21 protein-coding genes and 1 pseudogene are annotated in these 23,921 nt (G+C 44.3%); 11 read left to right on the top strand and 11 right to left on the bottom strand.

What is annotated here, in order from left to right; all coding sequences use genetic code 11:
- Window positions 1-91 precede the first annotated feature (91 nt).
- The 5 genes from pcnB (at window position 92) to panD (ending at window position 4,659) form a co-directional block, all read left to right on the top strand.
- Window positions 92-1,618 (top strand): polynucleotide adenylyltransferase PcnB, encoded by a 1,527-nt coding sequence (pcnB, locus tag GKR74_RS02620; protein ID WP_220127909.1) that lies wholly within the window; start codon window positions 92-94, stop codon window positions 1,616-1,618.
- A gap of 70 nt (window positions 1,619-1,688) precedes the next feature.
- A complete protein-coding gene (folK, locus tag GKR74_RS02615; RefSeq protein WP_154602412.1) occupies window positions 1,689-2,171 on the top strand; it encodes a 2-amino-4-hydroxy-6-hydroxymethyldihydropteridine diphosphokinase in 483 nt (160 codons plus the stop codon).
- A 66-nt stretch (window positions 2,172-2,237) separates the two neighbouring features.
- A complete protein-coding gene (panB, locus tag GKR74_RS02610) occupies window positions 2,238-3,029 on the top strand; it encodes a 3-methyl-2-oxobutanoate hydroxymethyltransferase (protein WP_154602411.1) in 792 nt (263 codons plus the stop codon).
- A gap of 34 nt (window positions 3,030-3,063) precedes the next feature.
- Complete coding sequence (gene panC, locus GKR74_RS02605; protein WP_154602410.1) at window positions 3,064-3,927, top strand: pantoate--beta-alanine ligase; 864 nt, start codon at window positions 3,064-3,066, stop codon at window positions 3,925-3,927.
- A gap of 351 nt (window positions 3,928-4,278) precedes the next feature.
- Window positions 4,279-4,659, top strand: a complete 381-nt coding sequence (gene panD, locus GKR74_RS02600; protein ID WP_006659325.1) for an aspartate 1-decarboxylase — start codon at window positions 4,279-4,281, stop codon at window positions 4,657-4,659.
- A gap of 129 nt (window positions 4,660-4,788) precedes the next feature.
- On the opposite strand, the gene GKR74_RS02595 is transcribed toward panD, so the two are convergent.
- A complete protein-coding gene (locus tag GKR74_RS02595; RefSeq protein WP_108478347.1) occupies window positions 4,789-5,559 on the bottom strand; it encodes an ABC transporter permease in 771 nt (256 codons plus the stop codon).
- Window positions 5,532-6,497, bottom strand: a pseudogene (locus GKR74_RS02590) (ABC transporter ATP-binding protein). Before GKR74_RS02590 ends, GKR74_RS02595 begins: the two are co-directional and overlap by 28 nt.
- A 254-nt stretch (window positions 6,498-6,751) precedes the next feature.
- On the opposite strand from GKR74_RS02590, the gene can reads away from it, so the two are divergent.
- Entirely contained in the window at window positions 6,752-7,405 is a 654-nt protein-coding gene (can, locus tag GKR74_RS02585; RefSeq protein ID WP_036955599.1) for a carbonate dehydratase, read from the top strand.
- A gap of 91 nt (window positions 7,406-7,496) precedes the next feature.
- Here the strand turns inward: can and hpt are convergent, their stop codons facing one another.
- Window positions 7,497-8,033: a hypoxanthine phosphoribosyltransferase gene (hpt, locus tag GKR74_RS02580; RefSeq protein WP_108478397.1), complete on the bottom strand. Its 537-nt coding sequence runs from the start codon at window positions 8,031-8,033 to the stop codon at window positions 7,497-7,499.
- 115 nt (window positions 8,034-8,148) lie between these two features.
- Window positions 8,149-9,813, bottom strand: coding sequence for a multicopper oxidase CueO (gene cueO, locus GKR74_RS02575; RefSeq protein ID WP_154602408.1), 1,665 nt, complete (start codon window positions 9,811-9,813; stop codon window positions 8,149-8,151).
- A 330-nt stretch (window positions 9,814-10,143) separates the two neighbouring features.
- Between cueO and GKR74_RS02570 the strand changes: the two genes are divergently transcribed.
- Window positions 10,144-10,491, top strand: coding sequence for a YacC family pilotin-like protein (locus GKR74_RS02570; RefSeq protein WP_036955602.1), 348 nt, complete (start codon window positions 10,144-10,146; stop codon window positions 10,489-10,491).
- Between the two features lie 64 nt (window positions 10,492-10,555).
- Here GKR74_RS02570 and GKR74_RS02565 read toward each other — a convergent pair whose 3' ends face one another.
- Window positions 10,556-11,596, bottom strand: coding sequence for an AbrB family transcriptional regulator (locus GKR74_RS02565; protein ID WP_154602407.1), 1,041 nt, complete (start codon window positions 11,594-11,596; stop codon window positions 10,556-10,558).
- Window positions 11,597-11,787: 191 nt separating this feature from the next.
- On the bottom strand, window positions 11,788-12,426 hold the full coding sequence (locus tag GKR74_RS02560) for a TetR/AcrR family transcriptional regulator (RefSeq protein WP_154602406.1): 639 nt from the start codon (window positions 12,424-12,426) through the stop codon (window positions 11,788-11,790).
- A gap of 403 nt (window positions 12,427-12,829) precedes the next feature.
- Here GKR74_RS02560 and GKR74_RS02555 point away from each other — a divergent pair, with 403 nt between their 5' ends.
- Entirely contained in the window at window positions 12,830-14,050 is a 1,221-nt protein-coding gene (locus GKR74_RS02555; protein WP_154602405.1) for a Tm-1-like ATP-binding domain-containing protein, read from the top strand.
- A 10-nt stretch (window positions 14,051-14,060) separates the two neighbouring features.
- Entirely contained in the window at window positions 14,061-14,888 is an 828-nt protein-coding gene (locus tag GKR74_RS02550) for a phosphoenolpyruvate hydrolase family protein (RefSeq protein WP_036955608.1), read from the top strand.
- A 107-nt stretch (window positions 14,889-14,995) separates the two neighbouring features.
- Here the strand turns inward: GKR74_RS02550 and GKR74_RS02545 are convergent, their stop codons facing one another.
- Window positions 14,996-15,757: a hypothetical protein gene (locus tag GKR74_RS02545; RefSeq protein WP_154602404.1), complete on the bottom strand. Its 762-nt coding sequence runs from the start codon at window positions 15,755-15,757 to the stop codon at window positions 14,996-14,998.
- Between the two features lie 167 nt (window positions 15,758-15,924).
- Window positions 15,925-16,821: a diaminopimelate dehydrogenase gene (locus tag GKR74_RS02540; RefSeq protein WP_154602403.1), complete on the bottom strand. Its 897-nt coding sequence runs from the start codon at window positions 16,819-16,821 to the stop codon at window positions 15,925-15,927.
- Between the two features lie 193 nt (window positions 16,822-17,014).
- Between GKR74_RS02540 and GKR74_RS02535 the strand changes: the two genes are divergently transcribed.
- A complete protein-coding gene (locus GKR74_RS02535; RefSeq protein WP_154602402.1) occupies window positions 17,015-18,361 on the top strand; it encodes an MATE family efflux transporter in 1,347 nt (448 codons plus the stop codon).
- Between the two features lie 196 nt (window positions 18,362-18,557).
- Window positions 18,558-19,883: an L-cysteine desulfidase family protein gene (locus GKR74_RS02530; RefSeq protein ID WP_154602401.1), complete on the top strand. Its 1,326-nt coding sequence runs from the start codon at window positions 18,558-18,560 to the stop codon at window positions 19,881-19,883.
- 192 nt (window positions 19,884-20,075) lie between these two features.
- Here GKR74_RS02530 and yjiA read toward each other — a convergent pair whose 3' ends face one another.
- From yjiA to GKR74_RS02515, 3 genes are all read right to left on the bottom strand, one after another.
- Window positions 20,076-21,041 carry a GTPase gene (gene yjiA, locus GKR74_RS02525; protein ID WP_154602400.1) on the bottom strand — a complete coding sequence of 322 codons (966 nt, stop codon included), beginning with the start codon at window positions 21,039-21,041 and terminating at the stop codon, window positions 20,076-20,078.
- A gap of 39 nt (window positions 21,042-21,080) precedes the next feature.
- The gene (locus tag GKR74_RS02520) at window positions 21,081-21,284 is read right to left on the bottom strand and encodes a YbdD/YjiX family protein (RefSeq protein WP_154602399.1); all 204 of its coding nucleotides are present in this window, start codon (window positions 21,282-21,284) and stop codon (window positions 21,081-21,083) included.
- A gap of 101 nt (window positions 21,285-21,385) precedes the next feature.
- Complete coding sequence (locus tag GKR74_RS02515) at window positions 21,386-23,539, bottom strand: carbon starvation CstA family protein (protein ID WP_154602398.1); 2,154 nt, start codon at window positions 23,537-23,539, stop codon at window positions 21,386-21,388.
- Window positions 23,540-23,921: the final 382 nt, after the last annotated feature.

The raw sequence follows: 23,921 nt of genomic DNA, 5'->3' as shown, positions 1-23,921 counted from the left end.
ATCGAGGTGTACTATTTTTAACCGAGTAGCAAATTTCTGCCGCAATATTTTATCTCGCAATGAACCAGCATCGTCCGCAGAACAGGACTCGATGCCAAAGCGTGGTGCGCGAGACACACAGGCAGCCGGTGAAAGGCCAGTCACTCCTTCTGCATCAGAGAAAAAATCTGAGAGGAAAACTCGGCATGAGCAGAATACTAGACATGACCAGAATACGAGACAAACAAAGAAAGCGGTTCGTCCCTCTAAACGTTCCGATGCTCAAACACAGAAGCGAACATCCGTGACGAAACAAGAATCGATTACCGTTATTCCACGCGCTCAACACATAATCTCGCGTGATGACATTAGTGAAAATGCACTGAAAGTATTGTACCGCCTTAATAAAAATGGCTATGAAGCCTATTTAGTTGGCGGTGGTGTACGTGATTTATTATTAGGCCAAAAGCCAAAAGATTTCGATATCACCACCAATGCAACCCCAGAACAAATTCGCAAGCTATTTCGTAATTGCCGACTGGTTGGTCGCCGATTCCGCCTTGCGCATATTATGTTTGGCCCAGAAATTATTGAAGTCGCCACCTTCCGCGGTCACCACGACCAAGAAGTCGATGATAAAAACCTGTCATCTCAAGCGCAAAATGGCATGCTGCTTCGCGACAATATTTTCGGTTCCATTGAAGAAGATGCTATCCGCCGTGACTTTACTGTCAATAGCCTGTATTACAACATTGATGATTTCTCCGTACGCGATTACGTCAATGGATTACAAGACTTAAAAGATGGCGTTATTCGTCTGATTGGCGACCCAGAAACTCGCTACCGTGAAGATCCAGTTCGTATGATCCGCGCCGTGCGTTTCGCCTGTAAGCTGAATATGCGTATCGAGCCAAATACCGCAGAGCCAATTCATCGCTTAGCTCCATTGCTGCGTGAAATCCCTTCTGCACGACTGTTTGAAGAGTCATTAAAATTACTTCAAGCAGGTTATGGTTACGCCACCTATAAAATGCTGAATCAGTATCATCTGTTTGAACAACTGTTCCCAGTGATTGCGAGCCGCTTCACTGAGAATGGTGACTCACCAATGGAAAAAGTCATTGAACAGGTGTTAAAAAACACCGACTTCAGACTAAAAAATGATAAGCGCGTCAACCCTGCATTTTTATTTGCAGCCATGTTATGGTATCCCGTCACTGAGCACGCAGAGAAACTATCACAGGAAGGCGGTCTTGCTTACTATGATGCCTTTGCGCTGGCAATGAATGATGTACTGGATGAACAGTGCCGCTCTATTGCAATACCAAAACGTATTACGACCACCATGCGTGATATCTGGATGTTGCAATTACGTTTACCACGTCGCCAAGGGCGTCGTGCGAATAAATTGATGGAGCACCCTAAATTCCGTGCTGCCTTTGATTTATTAGAGCTTCGAGCCAATGTAGAACACCGTAATGAGCTACAAGAACTCGCTTTATGGTGGAATGACTTCCAACAAGCTAATGCACAGAAACAGCGTGAAATGATCTCGGAACTCGGTAGTGCCCCAACTCGCCGCCGCCAGCGTCCGCATCGTTCATCACAATCCGGTAATAGAAAACCGAATAAATCATAATGGTTCAATCGCAGCGACTTAAACGGTCGTTGCGATCACCATAGAGAGATTAAGATAGAGAGATAAAGAGATGGAGCAAGTGTACATTGCCATTGGCAGCAACTTAGGCGAGCCACTGAAGCAAGCACAACAAGCGATTGCCGCATTAGATGCGATTCCAAGCACTCGCGTTGTGAGCACTTCCTCTATTTATCGAACTAAACCCCTCGGCCCACAGGATCAACCTGATTATCTCAATCTGGCAGTTTTGCTGGAAACTGAACTCGAACCTGAAGAATTACTCAATTACACCCAGAAAATTGAATTAGATTTAGGCCGCGTTCGTAAAGATGAGCGTTGGGGGCCGAGAACATTAGATCTCGATATCATGTTGTTTGGCAATCGAGTGATCCACACCGAGCGCTTAACTGTTCCACATTATGGGCTAAAAGAGCGTGAGTTTATGCTTTATCCGCTCAGTGACATTACCCCTTCCCTGATTTTTCCTGATGGTGAAAAACTGTCAGAAAGACTTACACACGTCCCTCAAAATGGCCTAATGCTTTGGGAATAAATTCCTAATGTGTTTAACCTCGTTCAGGTATGGTCATAAGAGAAATCATTTCCGGAGGTTATTTTAATGAAACCCATTTCTCTCGCTGATTTGTGTCAATATAAAAAAGAGAAACACAAATTCGCTACCATTACAGCCTACGATGCCAGTTTTGCTCAACTGTTTGCTGAGCAAGGTATCCAAGTGATGCTGGTTGGTGACTCTTTAGGTATGACTATCCAAGGCGAAACCAGCACCCTACCAGTGACCATCGAGCAAATCGCCTATCACACTCGCTGCGTACGTAAAGGCGCCCCTAACACATTCATCATCGCCGACATGCCTTTTATGAGTTATGCCACACCGGAGCAAGCCTGTGCCAATGCCGCTATTTTGATGCAAGCTGGCGCGAATATGGTGAAAATCGAAGGTGGCAGCTGGCTATGTGAAACCGTCAAAATGCTGTGTGAACGCTCCGTACCGGTCTGCGGCCATTTAGGCTTAACCCCACAAGCGGTGAATGTCCTTGGGGGCTATAAAGTCCAAGGTCGTGATGAAGTTACCGCCAATCAGCTTATCAAAGATGCGATTGCCCTCGAGAATGCAGGTATTCAGCTGCTGGTTCTTGAGTGTGTACCGACATCCCTTGCGAACCAAGTGACTGAAGAATTACTGTTGCCAGTCATTGGTATTGGTGCGGGTAATGGCACTGACGGGCAAATTCTGGTGATGCACGATGCGTTAGGGATCACCGCCAAACCACCGAAGTTTGCCAAAAACTTTCTGGCTGAAGCGGGCAATATTCACGATGCAATTCGCCTTTATATTCAAGAAGTTGAGCAAGAAATTTACCCGAGTGACGCTCACTCATTTTCGTAATTCTATATAAAATATAACGATAAGGATGGGAAGTATGCGGATCGTTGAAACATCGCCAATCTTGCGCCGTGAAATTCGTCGCTGGAAACAAGAAGGCAAACGTATTGCGTTTGTCCCAACGATGGGCAATTTACATGATGGGCACCTGACACTGATTGACCAAGCTAAACAGCAAGCCGACATTGTTATTGCCAGCATTTTTGTCAATCCAATGCAGTTTGACCGTCAATCCGATTTAGCCAATTACCCTCGTACCTTGCAGGAAGATTGCGAAAAACTGAAACGTAAAAGTGTTGATTTAGTTTTCGCACCGTCTGCCGCCGAGTTTTATCCTGAAGGTATGGACAACCAAAGTTACGTTGAAGTACCTGAAATTTCCACCATGCTAGAAGGCGCTAGCCGTCCAGGGCATTTCCGTGGCGTTGCAACAGTGCTGACCAAGCTATTTAATCTCGTGCAGCCTGATATTGCATTATTTGGTGAAAAAGATTATCAGCAGCTTCAGTTAGTACGTAAATTGGTAACTGACCTTTCTTTCGATATTCAGGTTGTCGGTGTCCCTATCGTTCGCGCTAAGAATGGCCTGGCTCTGAGTTCACGCAATAATAATTTGTCTGCCGATGAGCTAAAAATCGCCCCTCAGCTGTTTGCGATTATGCAAAAAGCAGGTGAGAAGCTCACGAACTCTCCCGCGGCAGCAACCAGTTTAATTGGTGAAATGGAAGAGTCTTTGCGCCAAGCAGGGTTTACCCCTGACGAGCTCTTTATTCGCGATGCCGATAACCTCGGCGAACTGACGGTTTCCAGCCGCCGCGCTGTGATTTTAATGGCCGCATGGTTAGGTCAAACCCGTTTAATCGACAATCTGCAAGTCGAGTTACCGCTCGATATCGCTTAAAAACAAAATACTTTAGATTCAAGTCACCTAATATTTATTCAAACTCATTGCTGTCACAGTTAGGCGGCAAGTAAACGCGACCCTAGGAGCATACATAAGTATGTGACTAGGGCAAGAGCGCGCAGCCAACAACGCGGTGGCATACAATGAGGAAGAATAAATGTGACTAGGTAAGAGCACGCAGCCAACAACGCTGTGGCTTGAATACGGAAGAATAACCTGAGATTTATTCAAACCCATTCATGTCACAGCTAGGCGGCAAGTAAACGCGACCCTAGGAGCATACATAAGTATGTGACTAGGGCAAGAGCACGCAGCCAACAACGCTGTGGCTTGAATGAGGAAGAAGAAATGCAAAGAAAAATGCTACTAGGCAAACTCCACCGCGCTACGGTCACTCAAGCTGATCTTCACTATGAAGGCTCTTGCGCCATCGATCAGGATTTCTTGGATGCTGTTGGCATTTTAGAATACGAAGCTATCGATATTTATAATGTGGATAATGGCGAACGTTTTTCAACCTATGCGATTGCAGGGGAACGCGGTTCTAAAATTATCTCTGTGAATGGTGCTGCGGCACGTCGCGCTGCGGTTGGCGATAAGCTGATTATTTGCACTTACGGTATGTTACCTGATGAAGAGGCCCGCCAGCATCAACCCAAAGTGGCTTACTTTGATGCGAACAACACAATGAGCCGCATTGCTAAAGCCGTGCCTGTTCAAGTGGCTTAATTTAATATAGAAATGCCCCTCTTAGGGGCATTTAAAGTGACACATAAAGAGGGATAAACGCGTGATTTTCCCTCTTTATATATTAGGCGAAAAGTCCCATTTCACCCTCAACTCAACCTATTTGCTAGGTTAACTTCTTAATCCGCGACCTTGTTCAATTAAATACCATGTCAAAGCATAGAAGATAATTAAAAACACCATTAATACGCTCAAAGTCACGACGATAGACACATCTGCAATGCCTAAAAAGCCATATCTAAAGCCACTGATCATATACACAATCGGGTTGAGCTTAGAAACTGCTTGCCAGAATGGCGGCAGTAAAGATAGCGAATAGAACACCCCACCCAGATAGGTCAGTGGTGTTAAAACGAAGGTTGGAACAATGCTGATATCATCGAAGGTTTTGGCAAAAATCGCATTCAACAGACCCGCAAGGGAGAACACAATCGCCGTTAATAACAGCGTGATCACCACCATTGACCATGAATGAACCTGCAATGGGATAAAGAACAAAGATACGATAGTCACCAAGAATCCGACTAAAATCCCACGTGCAACCCCACCGCCAACAAAACCGGCAATAATCACGTGAGTCGGTACGGGAGCAACTAATAGCTCTTCAATATTTTTCTGGAATTTAGAACCAAAAAATGACGAACAGACGTTGGAGTATGAGTTAGTGATCACCGCCATCATGATAAGGCCAGGGACGATAAACTGCATGTAATCTACACCGCCCATATCGCCAATCCGTGAACCAATTAAGTTTCCGAAAATCACAAAATAGAGCGACATAGTGATTACAGGTGGCAGCAATGTTTGCACCCAGATACGACCAAAACGAGTGACCTCTTTGATCCAAATCGTTTTTAGGGCAACCCAATATAGCGAGATCATTGCGCACCTTCCTGCTCTGAAACTTGGTTATCTTTTTTCACTAAGCTGACAAACAGCTCTTCAAGGCGGTTAGCCTTATTGCGCATACTCAAAATTTGAATTCCTTGGTCACTTAACTGACTGAATACGCCATTGAGCCCTTGCTCACGCTTCACATCCACTTCGAGAGTTGACGTATCCACTAAGCGAGATTCATACCCCGTTAGACTTGGAATTGGACTCTTTGGCATCAAATCGAAAATAAAGGTTTCTGACTCTAGCTGGCTTAAAAGCTGCTTCATGCTGGTATTTTCCACCAGCTCACCATGCTGAATGATCCCGATATTACGGCACAGCATTTCCGCTTCTTCCAGATAGTGAGTGGTCAAAATAATGGTAGTGCCCTGTGCATTCAGCTTTTTCAGGAACGTCCACATAGAACGACGCAGTTCAATATCAACACCGGCAGTCGGCTCATCGAGGATCAACAGTTTTGGCTGATGCATCAAGGCACGAGCTATCATCAGGCGGCGTTTCATCCCACCGGATAAATTACGCGCACGCTCATTACGTTTCTCCCACAAATCTAATTGAGTAAGATATTGCTCTGCACGTTGGTTTGCCACATGACGAGGAACACCATAATAACCCGCTTGGTTTAAAACAATCTGTAAGACCGTTTCAAACGGGTTAAAGTTGAACTCTTGAGGCACTAACCCAAGTTGCTGTTTAGCCAGGACAACTTGCTTATCTAAGTCATAGCCAAACACTTTTACCGAGCCACTGGTTTTGTTGACCAATGAGCTAATAATGCCAATCGTTGTTGATTTTCCTGCACCATTCGGTCCAAGTAAGGCATAGAAATCACCATCTTCCACGCTTAAATCAATGCCACGCAAGGCTTTCACGCCACCTGCATAGGTTTTGGTCAGCTGCGATAGTTCGAGTGCGTAAGTCATATATTAAAAATACCTTTATTCTTGGGGCTGTTTGGAGGCAATATAGATTAATGATGCCACTTTTTCCTGTCGGATGTTATGCAGAAAAGTGATAATAATTTAACAATATATTATTCAACATCCCCCTTAATGAGGGTTGTCATGTATAAATGAGTGGTTCATCATAGATGTGAAATTAGTATAACTAATTATTATTTAATCAATAAATGCTGTATAAGATTTTATCGCAAAGTCACACAACTAGGCTATAAGTCATGATGAGAAAAATTGAAGAGCTGTTTGCTAATAATGAAGCATGGTCAGCGTCTGTAAAAGAAAAAGATCCTGAATTCTTTAAAGAATTATCAAAAGCTCAAAAACCAAGATTTCTATGGATCGGCTGTTCAGACAGTCGAGTGCCTGCCGAAAAGCTGATCAACGCAGCCCCTGGGGATCTCTTCGTTCACCGTAATGTGGCGAACTTAGTTATTCATACGGACTTAAACTGTTTATCAGTTATTCAGTATGCGGTTGATGTTCTGGAAGTCGAACACATTATTATCTGTGGTCACTATGGATGTGGTGGTATTGAAGCAGCGGTGGATAACACCGAATTGGGCCTGATCAATAACTGGTTATTACACATTCGAGATATCTGGTATCGCCATAGCTCTATGTTAGGTGAACTAAAACCGTGCGAACGCTTAGATCGTCTTTGCGAATTAAACGTGGTTGAGCAAGTGTATAACTTAGGTCACTCCACTATCATGCAATCCGCATGGAAACGTGGTCAAAAAATCATGATCCACGGCTGGGTTTACGGTATCAATAATGGTCGCTTACACGACTTACACATTACCTCAGATAGCCGCGAGAAGTTAGAGTTAGGTTATCGTGAGGCTATTTCTAAGCTCACACAGAAAAAATAATTTTTCGAAAACGAGATAGTATTCGAAAATAAGATAGCAAAAGAGCAGCCTAGGCTGCTCTTTTTATTGCTAAGAATACAGTTTAAAAAACTTACTCTTCCAGCAGGGTAACATGCCCAATGTACGGCAGGTGGCGATACTGCTGCGCGTAGTCGATACCATAACCGACAACGAATTTATCTTCGATTGAATAACCAATCCACTCAACCGGTACATCCACTTCACGGCGAGAAGGCTTATCCAACAGAGTACAAATTGCTACAGATGCAGGCTCACGCAGGCCAAAAATCTCACGGACTTTATTTAACGTGTTGCCTGAGTCAATGATATCTTCCACGATCAGCACATGCTTACCGCGAATATCTTCATCTAAGTCTTTCACGATTTTCACATCACGGCTTGATGTCATTGCATTGCCGTAGCTTGATACGGTCATGAAATCAACTTCATGAGGTACGGTGATTTTACGGCACAGATCCGCCATAAAAATGAAGGAGCCTTTTAACAGACCAACCAGCACTAAATCACCTTGTTTGTCTTGGTAATGAGCACTAATGCTGTCTGCTAATTCACTGATTCTTTGAGCAATCTCTTCTTCAGAGATCATTACATCCAGAGTATGTTTCATCATCTATTACGCATGTATGGGAAAGGAAAGCGCGTAATTTTAACATAAGCCACACAAAGACGCGACGACAAAACAAATGGCAGTGACCACATCGCCACTGCCAGTTTCGATGACCTTAGCCTACGGTAAAGCCCATCATCATGCCAGTATCTTCATGCTCCAGTAGGTGACAATGTGCCATATAAGGGTGCTGTGGCGTCGCAGTATGTTTAAATTCCACTAAGACTTCGCTCACTTGGCCTTCCACTTTCACAATATCTTTCCAACCTTGGCGATGCGGTTCAACTGGACGACCATTTTCTTTGAGGATCCTAAAACGCGTTCCGTGAACATGGAATGGGTGCAACATCATATCGCCACGCCCTGAAATCACCCAAATCTCTTGCTGATTTAGCGGCGCATTAAACGCAGGATGGGTCATTGAGAAAACCTGTCCATTGATGGTGTTCGCATTATGAATATCCAGATCACCCGTGCCCATACCGCAATGACCGCCATTACTTTGCGTACCGGCTGCCATATTGCCATGACCCATATTGTTGTTATTCATATTGCCATGGTTCATGTTTCCACTCCCCATATTGCCACCATTCATATTGGAATGATCCATATTCCCCATCATACCACCATGACCCCCCATGTTCCCCATCGCCTGCGGACCATATTTTTCGCGCAGCATCATCATGCCTTGCATATCCAAGCGCATATCCATCATCAAATGGAATTTACGGCGATTTAGCCCCGTCAGTGAAGGAATGGCAGCAATCGTTGCTAATTGCTCAGGTAATTTTCCAGCGCCCGCACTTAAAGTCGTTTCAATGCGTAAAACAGGCAGTGGCTGATCAAATGGCGCGATGGTCATTCCCATTTGCCCAACAGGTAAAGTGACAAGGTCGAAGGAACGACCATCTGAGGCATCAATCAATACTTCAAAGCGCTCGCCCATTAAAATCGGCAATTCAGTTAATGCGATAGGTTCAGCCAGCAATCCACCATCACTGCCCACCACATACATTTTTCGTCCATCACTGGTCGATACGTTCAAACTACGTGCGTTACAACCGTTTAATAACCGCAGGCGGATCCAACCTTTCGGTGCGACATGTTTAGGATAAACCGCTCCATTGGTCAGCATCATATCCCCGAACCAGCCCACGGCAGCACTCATGACATCTAATTGATAATCAATTTGTCCGTCATCTTTTAAGCGCTTATCTTGCAGAATAACGGGAATATCATCGACGCCCCACTCGCTCGGTAAGCCATGTTTTTGGCTATCTTCATCTTTAACAAGCACTAATCCCGCTAACCCCATCGCCACTTGGTAACCCGTTTTTCCGTGAGTATGAGGATGGAACCAGCAAGTGGCTTCAGGTTGGTTGAGGGTGAAATTGACTTTACGGCTAGCTCCGGGAGCGATAATCGCTTGAGGCCCGCCATCTTGCTCGCCGGAAATTTCCAGCCCATGCCAGTGTACGGTTGTCTCTTCAGGTAATTGGTTGGTGATATTAATGTTTACTGACTGCCCATTTTTCAGGCTCAGTGCAGGACCCAATAAATCGCCATTATATCCCCACGTCGTGGTTTTCTTGCCTGGTACAAACTGTGAAATACCTTGCTTGATAGCGATTTGAATATTCCCTTGTGCATCCGGTTCTACAAGTGGTGGAATAGCCAATGTGGGATAATTCCCGGCAGCAACAGCCATGCGGCTCCAAACTGGCAGTGCGCTCGCAGCATAAGCGATGGCACTCAGCTTCAGAAAATCACGACGTAACATAGATAACCTTCCTTTTATTTATCAAAATCAACAATCAGTGAGCACGGTATGACAAGTCTGAAATTGCCCTTGCCAAGCAAAACGTGGTTTAATGATTGGGATGATAAAGCTTCCCCTTACAGGAAGGTCAATAAACCCATGCATCTAATATGGGTTTATTACATAGATTTAAGAAAGTTAGAATTGACTAACGAATCTATACACAAAATAATCTAAAGTACTTAGTATCTATAGAGTACATCGTAGCCATAAAGAAATCAGGCAAATTGATGTAATGCGAGTATGTTCTTATGCTAATGTTACTTGACATAAAAACCAGATGAATATCGAATGCAAAAATTTATATTGATGTCATGCTTAATGATGCTTTTGGGGCTAACCAATACCGCCAAAGCACTCTCTACCAATGAAGCTGAAGACCTCGCTGATCTGACCGCTGTATTTATTTATTTAAAATATGATTGCGGCTATTCCCAAATTCCTGACAGAGAAATTGAACGCGCCATTGTTTATTTTGCGAAAAGTAATAAGTGGGATTTGGGAAACTACAACTCCGATAAAATGAGTAAGCTGAATAAAGAAAGCTACGATGATTTAAAAGGTATTCCACTGACTCAAGAGTTTAAATGCCAATCTTTGGCGAGAGACTCTTTAGGGCTATTTGCTTACGTAAAATAAGCCTAAAATCCCAGCGGAAACATGTCGATGCCCCTTATAATCCACATCGATACATGTTTCCATCTTATCCCTCTTTCTTCCCTTTTCGCTCCTGCCAAAACAGAACTACTGATGGAATCGTTTGGATAATCACCATCCGAATAATATGGTTCGACATGACAAAGCCCGCATCTAAATTCATCGTTATTGCTGCAAACGTCATCGCTTCCATACTTCCCGGTGCCCAAGCCAACAATAACACCGCAATATCATACCCCGTGATCCACGCAGCAAACACCGTGATCAAAAAGGTCAAAATAATATTGATGATCACCACTTGGGCTGAAGAGTAGATATTTTTTATCAGCGCGGATAGCGGGAATACAATGAAATGATTTCCGATATTCATCCCAATTAACACCATGCTCAGCTCAGTCAGCATCAATGGGAAATCGAGCTGAACATCAATCCAACCTTGAATTAACGTTGCCGCCCCGAGGGACGTTAACATAAAAGGCGCCGGTACTCGCAGGCGTTGCAAAAACATCCCGACCACCACTCCCACCGTCACTATCACCAATAACCAGAACGTGGATTCTAGGGTTAACACTGGCCATTCAATTAGTGGCTGAGGATCACCTTCACTCCCCACCACCAAACCTGCCAATAAAATAAGGATAATCAAACGTATAGTATGTGAGATGACAATTTTTTGCGGCGGAGTATGGGTGTGATCCGTTAAGGCAAGGATAGCGGCCATTGCTCCCGGTACCGAGCCCAACATCGCTTCCTGTTTTGTCCACCCGACCTTGCGGTGAAACCAGAAAAAGCTAAATGAAAACTGCACGGCCAAACAGACCACCAGCATCAATAACAGTAACAATAAGTTATCTGCATCCTTCAGCGACACTTGATTAAACATCAACCCCACAGAGGTTCCGAGCGTCACTTGAACAAAAGTAATGGTATGTTTAGGGATAGGGAATGAGAAGCCAAAACGATGGAAAATTATAATGGCGATAATAGGGCCAAACATCAACGCTAAGGGAATGCCGATATAAGTGAGTGCACCGCCAACAATGGCACAAAGAATGATCCCAACACTCATTTTTATCAGCTTTATCATCGGACAGTAACCATTGATATAATTAATTATGAGATTAAGTTATATCACAATCATTCAAGCTCATGAGGCTAAGAATGCAGAAATGAGTGTCGTGCCTGTTTTTCGTGAAGGTTTGACCGATAATCCTACGAGGTGCATAAAATCCCCCTATAGACAGGAGGATATTAGGTGAATTTGAGAGGGGTTAATGTCTATGGTTTTTCAATCTGCTGCTTATCCGCAGTCGCTTGATTAATAATCGCTTTTGCCATCCATTGTGCGATTTCAGTGACCTGATCGTTATCCAATTTCCAGATATCTTTTAATACCAAGAAAATTTCCGATCCGTAGATCACGGAAAATGCTTTAATCACTTTATCAATGACTTCATCCGGAAACTCAGATTTCATCGGTGATGTTACCATCGCCAAAATATCTTTACGATTACCACGCTCTAATCGTTTCTCTTCGGGTTCCGGTGAAGGTGATGAACGCCCAAGCGCCCACTGTTGAAGTGATGTTTGTAACGCTGCACGCAAAACCCCTTCGTGAGCAAACATACGTGGAAATGCATAACGTAACAACTCATCGATCCGCTCTTCTGTTTTTTCGCTTTGCGGTTTCCATGTCAAAATAGGGCCGAGGCTAACATTCACTGTCGCGGCAATCAGATCACTTTGCGTTGGAAAATAACGATACGCAGTCGCACGCGAAACGCCCGCTTCCATCGCTAACTCAGACACTGACGGCATTGCCCCTTTTTCAAATAGATCAACTGCCGTTGACACGAGTAAATTATAGGTACGTTTGCGCGTTCCTTTGTAGTCTGGCATGAGATGGCTCAGTGGCATGTCTTTATCCTTAAAATCGCCTTTCTATGAGTGTAGACAATATCTTTCACAGTACATATTTTCCGATAAGCATTCTTAATCGTCTGACGAGTATGTTGTGTGCTCGCTCTCGAAATTACGCTATAAATACAGCACGGTAAATCATTATATTTAAATATTCATGGACAAAAACCATTAATCTGGTTTAACTATTTTATGATAACCACTCTATTTATAATGTTTAATCAATAAGATACAAATCATCTTCTATACATCCAAGCAGATAACGCCAAAAAATGAGACTACAGTCTCATTATTGACTTATCATAAATGATACTATAGTCTCATTGAGATGGAAAATTCAACATACCCTACACATATTAAGTAACCAAACAAAGTTACATAAAAAACAAAGGATTTTTCTATGCCAAAGCATCAGGGTTTTATTTATGTCGCAAGCACCCTAGACACCAAAAGCGCTGAACTTTTTTATGTCAGTGACTTAATTAAAAATGCAGGGCTTGCTGTACGTACCGTTGATTTGAGTACTCAGCCATCATTATTAGAAAAAAATGCTGATGTCACCGCCGAAATGGTTGCCAGTTTCCACCCTCAAGGTGCTGGCGCCATTTTCTGCGGAGATCGCGGGAAAGCGATAGAAGCGATGGCGCAAGCCTTCAGCCTCTATCTTGCTGCACAAACTGACGTCGCCGCAATACTTGGGCTAGGCGGCTCAGGGGGTACGGCACTGATTACACCAGCAATGCAAATTTTACCTGTCGGTGTGCCAAAACTTATGGTCTCCACCATGGCCTCGGGCGATATTTCCGGGTATATCGGCGCGAGTGATATCGCCATGATGTACTCCGTCACGGATGTTTCTGGACTCAATGTCATTTCACGTAAAGTCCTGAAAAATGCAGCCAACCAAATTGCTGGCGCTGTCTGGTTTGATAACGGTGAAGCCGATACCGCTGAAAATAAACCCGCCATTGCCTTGACCATGTTTGGTGTCACCACCCCTTGCGTCCAGCAATTGACAGCAAAATTAGAACATGACCATGATTGCCTAGTATTCCATGCAACGGGAAGTGGCGGCAAAGCCATGGAAAAATTGATTGATAGCCGCTTATTAGATTCCGTTTTGGATATCACCACCACGGAAGTGTGCGACTACCTATTTGGTGGCGTATTGGCTTGCGATGAAGACCGCTTTGGTGCCATCGCGCGAACTCAAACACCTTGCGTATTATCTTGCGGTGCGTTGGATATGGTGAACTTTGGTCGCCCTTCCACCGTGCCAGAACAATATAAAGACAGACAGTTTTATCACCATAATGCCCAAGTCACACTGATGAGAACAACCGTAGAAGAAAACCGTCAAATGGGACATTGGATAGCAGAAAAGCTGAATGCTTGTGAGGGCGAAATTCGCTTTATTATCCCAACAGCCGGTTTTTCCGCATTAGACATCGACGGCGCACCATTTTGGGATCCGCAGGCAGACCAAGCCTTTATCGACGCATTAACACAGCACTTAGTCACAACAGAAAAACGACAATTAATATTAAGCCCGCATCACATTAATTCCCCTGAATTCTGTGAGCAGGTTATTGAATTACATCAGGAAATAGTAAACAAGTAGAGGTTCATCAATGAAACATAACCGCGAAGACTTACTGAAAAATTTCAGAGAGATGATTGCTCGTGGAGAACCCATCATTGGCGGTGGCGCAGGTACTGGTCTGTCCGCTAAATGTGAAGAAGCCGGTGGCATCGACTTAATCGTTATTTATAATTCAGGTCGTTACCGTATGGCAGGTCGTGGCTCTCTCGCCGGTCTGCTGGCTTATGGTAATGCCAACGAAATCGTGATGGATATGGCGAAAGAAGTTCTCCCAGTCGTGAAGCACACCCCTGTGCTTGCTGGGGTTAACGGTACCGATCCATTCTGTCAGTTCGATAAATTCCTTGATGATATCAAGGCAACTGGCTTTGCTGGGGTGCAAAACTTCCCAACCGTCGGACTGATTGACGGTAACTTCCGCGCCAATTTAGAAGAAACAGGCATGGGTTACGGTTTAGAAGTCGATATGATCCGCATGGCGCATGAAAAAGGGTTATTAACCACGCCATACGTCTTTAGCCGTGAAGATGCCATTGCAATGGCACAGGCGGGTGCGGATATTATTGTGCCACACATGGGCCTGACCACTGGCGGCAACATCGGCGCGGAAACCGCTGTCACACTGGCGGATTGCGTTGAACTTATCAATGATTGGGCGAAAGCCGCAAAATCTGTACGTGATGATGTGATTATTCTGTGCCACGGTGGCCCTATCGCCACGCCGGAAGATGCAGAATATATTTTAGCGCATTGCCCAGATTGCCACGGCTTCTACGGTGCAAGTTCCATGGAACGTTTACCGACAGAAGTGGCATTGAAAGAGACCACACAGCAATTTAAATCAATAACTCGCTAGTTTTCATTCTGTATTTTTTGTTTTACTTTATTTTTGCCAACACCAGGACGCCTACTTCGGTAGGCGTTTTTCTTTCTATTTATTATTCAACTTATTGGCTATCCAACCTATTGACCGTCCACATCGGCCATTTGGGCTTTTTTCTTTTTTCGTAAACTCAGTAGCCCAAATAACGCAGGCAAGACAACAGGCAACGAAAAATAGAGCACGCCAAACGCAAACGCCACATGCGGCTTTTCAGGAAACTCCCCACCCGTACCGATAGAGTCTAAATAATGAATCGATTCCAGATACGCTGGCGTTAACCCACCATACGGCACCATCCACGAGAACAACAGCGCAGTAAAGATACTGAACATAAAGTTCATTGCCATTAAAGCGGAATACCCCATATTCTCTTGGCGTTCTTGGTCGGTTCGGCTGGTTAATCCAAACAGCATCCTGTTGACCACTGTCGCACTGTAGAGATATAAAATGACGGGAGAATCTCCCAGCACTGACATATTAATGGCCAGCGCAAAAAGACCATAAACCAAGGCAAATCCTAATATCACAAAAAAATTCTTAAATACCGACATAAATACGCCGGAGTGCACTAGGATAAACTCGAATATGAGGATCAGCGTGAGGTTATAAATAATCTCGACACTGTAATTTTCAGGGAAAAACCAAACCGAAATAATAAAACCCACATAGAATATTGAAAATCCATAATTGATCATTTTCGAAAAAGCACGAACGACGCTAAATGAATTGTGGGTCTCTTTAACGCTTTTGACCGCTTTCTTCTTAGGGAAAAAACTTGCTGATGAGGATTGGCGCCCTCTATTTTTATTCGTAACCGGTTTCTTTTCCTTGGGTGTTTCCATTCTATTTCTCCGTTGACACTCTTCTATGCTGGTGTCGAACCAATCCTAAATAATGGCGTTATTCTGAAGGGGAATAAAATAAAAAGCGAGGAGAGAAAATGGCACGCAGTCACAATGCTATTCATTATGCTGCGCACCATTAATCAGTGATTAACGCTATTTGAAAATTAAACCAGCTTAGCGATTAAGCTATCTAAATCACCTTGCAGGAAATTCACCGGTGGAATTTCAATGACGGTATACGCCCCCGCAGGCTGTTTCATGGTTGCACGTGCGGCAGATACCATAAACTGCGACGTTAATGCAGGGTTATTGATACGCATTGAGTATTCGAATAACTGATTGTGTGTCGCACCAGAAACCCCTTTATGGGTCATTTGAACGCCGTGTCCCACATCTTTTAATGCATCAATGCTATCCACTTGGCGAATATGCGTTTCATCGGAAGAGAAATAACTATCTTGCTTGATTGCGCGCACCACATCATCAAACTTTGCACCCGCTTCCAGCTCAACATACACCATACGACGATGGACGCCAGTACCTAGAGGGATGGTGACTGAAAGTGCATCTTTCACGCCATCAACTGCTTTCGCCGCAACGCTATGCCCCATACTCATACCTGGGCCAAAGTTAGTGTAAGTCACCCCTTTTGGTGCCATTGCTAACATCAGCGTACGCATGATGGAGTCTGAACCCGGATCCCAGCCTGCCGATACAATTGACACACTGTCATGCTTTTTCGCGACGCTATCAAGCTGGTGTTTTAATGCCACGATATCAGAGTGCACATCGAAGCTATCTACGGTATTAATCCCTAGGCTTAAGATTTTCTCTGCTAAAGTTCCGATAGCACGTGTAGGGGAACAAAGTAACGCAACATCCACGCCATCTAATTTTTCGATGTCATCAACCACGTTATATCCGGCCAATTCCGCTGGAATATCTTGGGTATTACGACGTACAATTCCGACTAACTCGAAATCATCAGCGGCTTGAACAGCTTCTAGTGCATAACGACCTATATTGCCGTAACCCACTATTGCTGTTTTAATTTTTGTCATTGTGACTCCTCGGTCATTCTGATGTCATATTTCAAATACAAGATGCATATCAATAACAAATTTATATAGATTAAACAAAGCTTAATTATCTAAAAAGTTCCGGCTTTTATTACTAGGTTACTTTATCAATTAGAGGTAGAATCCGAGCAAATCTCGTTCTTTTCTCTAATTTCAACGAATACAAAGGTTCTTAATGCATCAGCCCGATGTCACTGAGAGGTCACTCTATTCCCTCAGTTGGCCAATCTTTATTGATATTTTCCTTCATTTGGCCACCTTATTAATTAATACCTACATGGTGAGCCATGTATCGACTGCCTACCTTGCTGCAATGGGGGTCGGGAATCAGGTTTTTGACCTATTTATTACTATCTTTAACTTTATTAGCGTGGGATGTAGCGTCGTTATCGCCCAATATCTGGGGGCAGGTCGCCGTGATAAAGCCAGCCAAGCGATTCATATTTCCATCGCCTTTAACTTTATATTAGGTTTCTCCAGTGCCTTAATTGCGCTCTTTTTTGGCTACAAAATTCTGACCATTATGAATACCCCATCCCACTTAATGGATGATGGGTACGCATATTTACACATTTTGGGTATCTGTTTAATTCCAGAAGCGATCTCCATCATTCTCGCGGCTTGTTTACGCGTTTATGGTAAAGCTCAGCCAGCGATGTGGGTCACTCTGATTGCCAATATCATTACCGTGATTGGTAACATGATTGTGCTGTATGGCTTCTTTGGTTTACCGCAATATGGTCTGGAAGGCGTTGCATGGTCAACGGTGGTTGGACGTGTTGTGGCAGTCATTTTACTGTTCTGCCTGCTGTTCTATGGGCTAAGAATCAAATTTACCCCAATGATGCTGATCCGTTGGTCCAGTAAAATGCTCAGCAAAATATTGCATATTGGTTTACCTGCCGCAGGCGAAAACTTGGTGTGGATCCTGCACTTTATGACCGCATCCGCCTTTATCGGCTTAATGGGTGAAACTGCCCTTGCTGCGCAAACCCTCTATTTCCAACTTTCGCTATTTATTATGCTGTTTGGAATTTCCATCAGTATTGGTAATGAGATTATGGTCGGGCATTTAGTGGGCGCAAAGCGCTTTGAAGATGCCTATCGCCGTGCGTTTAAGAGTTTGAAATGGGGCTTTTACGTCACTATCGGCGTGGTGTTTGTGTTCTGGTTATTCCGCGCCCCCATACTCGAAAGCTTAACGGACGATCAAGGCATCATTCAGTTATTGCTGCCAATTTTCTTATTATCCGTATTCTTAGAGCCGGGACGTACTATCAACATCGTCATGGTAAACGCCCTTCGCGCCTCTGGTGATGCGAAATTCCCATTATTAACCGCCGTACTCTTTATGTGGGGGATCGCCATTCCATTAGGCTACTTCCTTGGAATAAAAATGGAAATGGGGTTAATCGGTATCTGGATTGGATTCTTTGTCGATGAGTGGGTTCGCGGGCTCACCAATGCGTGGCGCTGGCGTTCACGTAAATGGCAAAGTAAACGCCTCGATTTAGAAAGCTAAGCTCACCGTATCCTACCTATGAAAATAGGTAGGATTTTTGTGATCGGCATCATATTTAAAAATATTTACCCCAAACAAATCATATTAGAGATAAATTTTCTCTCTCATCCCCATTTATCCATAAACATTGTGAAGTTTTTCTCCGTCCTCTTCATTAGAATAATTCCATCACCACATGACTTTTAGGGATATCACCATGGCAACGCAAACTGAAGAACTTCTCTGGCAATATTTTATCAATGCCGTCAAACAAGACGTTAAACCTGCTCTGGGTTGTACTGAACCCATTTCCCTTGCTTATGCAGCGGCAAAAGCAGCGTCTTATCTGTCATCGCCAGTGATCCGCGTTGCCGCATTTGTTTCCCCTAATCTCATGAAAAATGGTATGGGCGTCACCGTTCCGGGAACAGGAATGGTGGGATTACCGATTGCCGCGGCGCTAGGCGCAGTGGGTGGTGATGCCGACGCTGGGTTAGAAGTATTAAAATCAGCATCACCTGAAGCAATTGCACGCAGTAAAGCGATGCTCGCGGACGGTTCCATCACCGTTGATATTAAATCCCCTTGTGATGATGTTGTTTATTCAGAAGCGACAGCCTACAGCGACAATGATTCTGCCACGGTGATCATCGCAGGCTCTCACACGCATATTGTCAAAATTATCCATGGTGATCAGGTTCTGTTCGATATTACTGAGAATAAAACAGAAACCCGGGATCCCGTTGATTGTGGTACCGATGTCAGCTTACCGAAAGTCACTGCTAAAGCGGTTTATGAGTTCGCAACTCAAGCACCATTAGACGATATTCGTTTCATTCTTGAAGCCGCACACTTAAATGATGCGTTATCTCAAGAAGGTTTGCGCAATAGCTACGGCCTGCATATTGGTAAAACGTTGCAGGCTCAACGTGACCGCGGTTTATTGTCCAAAGATTTATTATCCGAAATTATGATCCGCACAACGGCAGCCTCTGATGCACGTATGGGCGGTGCGGTATTGCCCGCCATGAGTAATTCCGGTTCCGGTAACCAAGGTATTGCAGCTACTATGCCGGTCGTTGTCACCGCAGATTATCTGCAATCTACCGAAGAACAGTTAGCTCGTGCGCTGATGCTCTCCCATTTAATGGCCATTTATATTCATAACCAACTGCCTGCGCTTTCTGCATTATGTGCGGCAACCACCGCAGCAATGGGTGCTGCTGCTGGGATTGCATGGTTATTGGAAGCTCGCTATGAAGTGGTCGCAATGGCAATCTCAAGCATGATCGGCGACGTCAGCGGCATGATCTGTGATGGGGCATCCAACAGCTGTGCAATGAAAGTCTCCACCAGTGCGAGTGCGGCATACAAAGCCGTACTGATGGCACTAGATAATAGCTGCGTAAGAGGCTCGGACGGGATTGTATCGGATGATGTGGATCAGTCGATTGCGAATTTGTGTTCGTTGGCAGCAGGCTCAATGCGGCATACGGATGTCCAAATCATAGAAATAATGTCCTCCAAAACTCTTCGTTCTTAACGCTGCTGGTGCGTTGACTTCTCTTAGCTACCCTAGTCACATACTATTGTATGCTCCTAGGGATAGCTGGCGTTTGTCGCCTTCCTTCAGCGCTAATAACTTTGAGTTTAATTTTGATTTCTGAATTTTATTCTGGCTTCTGATGACTTTGAATTTAATTTTACTTTCTGATTTTATTCTGACTGCTGATTTTTAATTTCTGGTTTCTAGTGCAGCGAATTTTTCGCGAATTTCGGCTTCAGGGAGATCGATGCCGATGAAAACGAGGACGCTGCTGCGCGTTTCATCTTCACCCCAATCTCTGTCCCAATCGGCGCTATAAAGGCGCTGGACGCCTTGGAATAAAAGGCGCTTTGGTTCGTCGATAATGGACAAAATTCCCTTATAGCGTAATAAATTATCTGCAAAACCGAGTAATAAATCTTCCATCACTTGGGAGACGGCCATCAACTCTACAGGGTAATCAAACTCCAGCACAATCGACCCTACTTCATTTTGCTGCTTAGGCGCAAAACGGAACGTCGGTTGCTTAACATTGAGTTTTGAATCCAACAAAAAGCCTTCAATATCTAGCAGCAAATCTAAATTAATATCCCCATGAACCACTGGATAAATCGGTGCTCGGGCATTAATGCGCTGCAAACGCTCAATCAACGCATCAGTATTTGGCTCAATATCGGTTTTGGTGAGAAGGATTCGGTCAGCATAACCAATTTGCGCTTGGGCAATGGCGAAATCATTAAGCTGCTTATCGGCATGAACTGCATCCACCAAAGTAATAATGCCATCCAATAAATAACGCTCGCACAGCACTTCATGAGAGAAAAATGTTTGTGTAATCGGACCTGGATCGGCCATACCAGTACACTCAATCACTAAACGCTCAAAATCGAGTTTGCCGCTGTCTAAACCATCCAATAAATCCAACAGCGCATTTTCTAATTCATTAGAACGACTGCAACAAATACAGCCATTACTTAAGGTGGTGATTTGCGTGGCACGGTCGCCAATCAACGCATTATCGATAGGAACTTCGCCGAACTCGTTTTCGATCACGGCAATTTTATGGCCATGCTCCGCGTTGAGAATGTGGCTCAATAGCGTGGTTTTTCCTGCCCCCAAAAAGCCCGTTAAAATCGTTACATTGATTGGTTTCATTATTGCCCTCATCATGCCATTCATTGATAAGAAAGTTCGTTAACAGCAGCGAAATCCGCCTTTACCATTGCCGCCGTAGCGAGCATCTTGTCGTTCACGAAAAAACTCTTTATAGGTCATCACAGGTTTATCGGGGTGATTATCTTTCATGTGCTGCACATAGGTATCGTAATCGGGGATCCCCACCAGCATACGCGCCGCCTGCCCTAAATATTTACCAGTTTTACCCAAGTTTCCAAACATAACCATCTCCAAAGGCAAAATGCCCGACACTGCATTTTCGTACAATGTCGGGCTTCCCTTACTGTTTCGAGTGAAACTTAACTCGATGCATTATTCTGCTCTTAGTGTGAAGATGACACTTTCACACCCTCTTTAGGAACAGGAACATAAGGGGTTTCTTTATCTGTACGATTTGGGTTTTTATGGGCTTTCATTCCCACACGGATACCGTAGAAGATAATACCGTAAACCACCACTAAGAACAGAATACTCAGACCCGCGTTAGTGTAGTTATTAATAATAATGTGATTCATATTAGTAATTTCTTGTGCCGTTAACTCAGCACCACCCGCGGCGATTTTCTCTTTGTAAGATTTCGCTAAGTATAAGAAACCTTCAAGTTGAGGATTATCGCTGAATAATTTCAGTCCCAGAGCCCATGTGGTACAGATTAATAACCATACCGCTGGTAACACAGTGACTAAGATGTATTTACTGCGTTTCATCTTAATCAATACAACGGTACTCAGGACTAACGCTACCGCTGCCAGCATCTGGTTGGAGATACCGAACAGTGGCCACAAGCTCTTAACGCCGCCCAGTGGGTCAACAACGCCTTGATACAGTAAATAACCCCATAAACCTACGCATCCAGCTGTACCGATGATCCCAGCAAACAGAGAGTCGGTTTTCTTCAGGAATGGCACGAAGTTACCCAGTAAATCTTGCAGCATAAAGCGGCCAGAACGGGTACCCGCATCCAGTGCCGTTAAGATAAACAGTGCTTCAAACAGGATACCGAAGTGATACCAGAAGCCCATATTGGCAGCAGGCATAATTTCGTGGAATACAAATGCAATACCGACAGCTAAGGTTGGCGCACCACCGGCACGGTTCAGAATCGAAGGTTCACCAATATCTGTCGCTGTTTGCATAATTTGTTCAGGGGAAATCACAAAGCCCCATGAACTGACCGTTGCTGCTGCATGAACAGACACATCTTTCAGTTGTGCCATAATTGCCGCGCCATCAGGGCCACCCAGCTCATGCAGGTTAGGCATAGTGATACCTAATGCTGATGGTGGAGTGTTCATTGCAAAGTACAGACCTGGCTCGATGATAGAAGCGGCCACTAGCGCCATGATAGCCACGAAAGATTCCATTAACATCGCACCGTAGCCGATGTAACGCGCGTCTTTCTCGTTCGCTAACAGTTTTGGCGTCGTACCTGAAGAGATTAAGGCGTGGAAACCGGATACCGCACCACACGCAATGGTGATAAACAGGAATGGGAACAGAGTACCTTTCCAAACTGGGCCAGAACCATCAACAAACTGCGTCACTGCTGGCATTTTCAGTTCAGGGTTAAGGATAACAATACCCACAGCTAAACCAACGATAACCCCGATTTTCAGGAATGTTGCTAAGTAGTCACGAGGCGCCAAAATCAGCCATACAGGCAGTAACGCGGAAACAAACGCATAACCGACTAAAGCATAAGTAATAGTTGTATCTTTAAAGGTCAGTGCTGGGCCCCAGTAAGGGTCGTGTGCAATCACACCACCAAACCAAATAGAAGCGACTAACAGTGCAATACCGATAACGGCAATTTCACCCACACGTCCCGGTCGGATATAGCGCATGTATATCCCCATAAAGAGCGCAATCGGCACAGTGGAGCAAACCGTAAAGACACCCCATGGGCTTTCTGCCAGTGCTTTAACCACGATCAGCGCCAATACGGCGAGGATGATGATCATAATTAAGAAGCAGCCAAACAGTGCTAGCGTACCTGGGATCGGACCCAATTCTTCTTTAACTATCTCACCAAGGGATGCACCGTTACGGCGTGAGGAGATAAACAGCACCATAAAGTCCTGTACCGCCCCCGCAAGGACAACCCCTGCCAGTAGCCACAATGTTCCCGGTAAGTAACCCACCTGAGCCGCCAATACTGGTCCAACTAATGGACCCGCCCCTGCGATAGCCGCAAAGTGGTGACCAAACAGAACGTTTTTATTGGTTGGAACATAGTTTAAGCCGTCATTATTAATGACCGCTGGTGTAGCACGCGTTTCGTCCAGCTTCATCACTTTTTTAGCGATATATAAGCTGTAGTAGCGATAAGCAATCAGATACACCGCCACTGATGCGACGACGATCCATAATGCACTAATGTGCTCGCCGCGTCTTAGCGCGACAACCCCTAAACAGATTGCACCGATGATCCCGAGGATCATCCATGGAATGTGTTTTAAAATACCATTTTTGTTCATAGAACACCCTTCTGAGGTAGAACGAACATGCCATTAATACGTAATTACCGTTTATTAAACTGCGAAAACGTTGTTTTTAATCGTTTTCGATGAATAACAAATGATTTTTTAATAGGCAGTGGTTGAATGATTTTGAATGTGAAAAATTGAGTTCTGCCATAGTGGGTATGGTAAGAAATTACTATCAGGAAAAGCGAAAAGTTACCTTGAGTGGTGGCATACAGAATTAAGCGGTTAGTTTTTTGCAGTGAATGGTTTTCAAGCGTCGCCCAACCCTCAAAAAATGTGATCTGAGTATCAAATATTTTCTATTTCAATAAGTTAAGCAATTTTTAAAATCATGTTTAAATTGTGGCTTTTGTTAAATCCCAGAGGGTAATAC

This window comes from Providencia sp. wls1914 (assembly GCF_009706645.1).
Classification (GTDB): domain Bacteria; phylum Pseudomonadota; class Gammaproteobacteria; order Enterobacterales; family Enterobacteriaceae; genus Providencia; species Providencia zhijiangensis.
This window is presented reverse-complemented; position numbering and strand designations above follow the sequence as displayed.

Bases quoted from the DNA above. Each gene is read 5' to 3' on its own strand.
- pcnB (WP_220127909.1), top strand. From the start codon at position 92: ATGCCAAAGCGTGGTGCGCGAGACACACAGGCAGCCGGTGAAAGGCCA.
- folK (WP_154602412.1), top strand. From the start codon at position 1,689: ATGGAGCAAGTGTACATTGCCATTGGCAGCAACTTAGGCGAGCCACTG.
- panB (WP_154602411.1), top strand. From the start codon at position 2,238: ATGAAACCCATTTCTCTCGCTGATTTGTGTCAATATAAAAAAGAGAAA.
- panC (WP_154602410.1), top strand. From the start codon at position 3,064: ATGCGGATCGTTGAAACATCGCCAATCTTGCGCCGTGAAATTCGTCGC.
- panD (WP_006659325.1), top strand. From the start codon at position 4,279: ATGCAAAGAAAAATGCTACTAGGCAAACTCCACCGCGCTACGGTCACT.
- GKR74_RS02595 (WP_108478347.1), bottom strand. From the start codon at position 5,559: ATGATCTCGCTATATTGGGTTGCCCTAAAAACGATTTGGATCAAAGAG.
- can (WP_036955599.1), top strand. From the start codon at position 6,752: ATGATGAGAAAAATTGAAGAGCTGTTTGCTAATAATGAAGCATGGTCA.
- hpt (WP_108478397.1), bottom strand. From the start codon at position 8,033: ATGAAACATACTCTGGATGTAATGATCTCTGAAGAAGAGATTGCTCAA.
- cueO (WP_154602408.1), bottom strand. From the start codon at position 9,813: ATGTTACGTCGTGATTTTCTGAAGCTGAGTGCCATCGCTTATGCTGCG.
- GKR74_RS02570 (WP_036955602.1), top strand. From the start codon at position 10,144: ATGCAAAAATTTATATTGATGTCATGCTTAATGATGCTTTTGGGGCTA.
- GKR74_RS02565 (WP_154602407.1), bottom strand. From the start codon at position 11,596: ATGATAAAGCTGATAAAAATGAGTGTTGGGATCATTCTTTGTGCCATT.
- GKR74_RS02560 (WP_154602406.1), bottom strand. From the start codon at position 12,426: ATGCCACTGAGCCATCTCATGCCAGACTACAAAGGAACGCGCAAACGT.
- GKR74_RS02555 (WP_154602405.1), top strand. From the start codon at position 12,830: ATGCCAAAGCATCAGGGTTTTATTTATGTCGCAAGCACCCTAGACACC.
- GKR74_RS02550 (WP_036955608.1), top strand. From the start codon at position 14,061: ATGAAACATAACCGCGAAGACTTACTGAAAAATTTCAGAGAGATGATT.
- GKR74_RS02545 (WP_154602404.1), bottom strand. From the start codon at position 15,757: ATGGAAACACCCAAGGAAAAGAAACCGGTTACGAATAAAAATAGAGGG.
- GKR74_RS02540 (WP_154602403.1), bottom strand. From the start codon at position 16,821: ATGACAAAAATTAAAACAGCAATAGTGGGTTACGGCAATATAGGTCGT.
- GKR74_RS02535 (WP_154602402.1), top strand. From the start codon at position 17,015: ATGCATCAGCCCGATGTCACTGAGAGGTCACTCTATTCCCTCAGTTGG.
- GKR74_RS02530 (WP_154602401.1), top strand. From the start codon at position 18,558: ATGGCAACGCAAACTGAAGAACTTCTCTGGCAATATTTTATCAATGCC.
- yjiA (WP_154602400.1), bottom strand. From the start codon at position 21,041: ATGAAACCAATCAATGTAACGATTTTAACGGGCTTTTTGGGGGCAGGA.
- GKR74_RS02520 (WP_154602399.1), bottom strand. From the start codon at position 21,284: ATGTTTGGAAACTTGGGTAAAACTGGTAAATATTTAGGGCAGGCGGCG.
- GKR74_RS02515 (WP_154602398.1), bottom strand. From the start codon at position 23,539: ATGAACAAAAATGGTATTTTAAAACACATTCCATGGATGATCCTCGGG.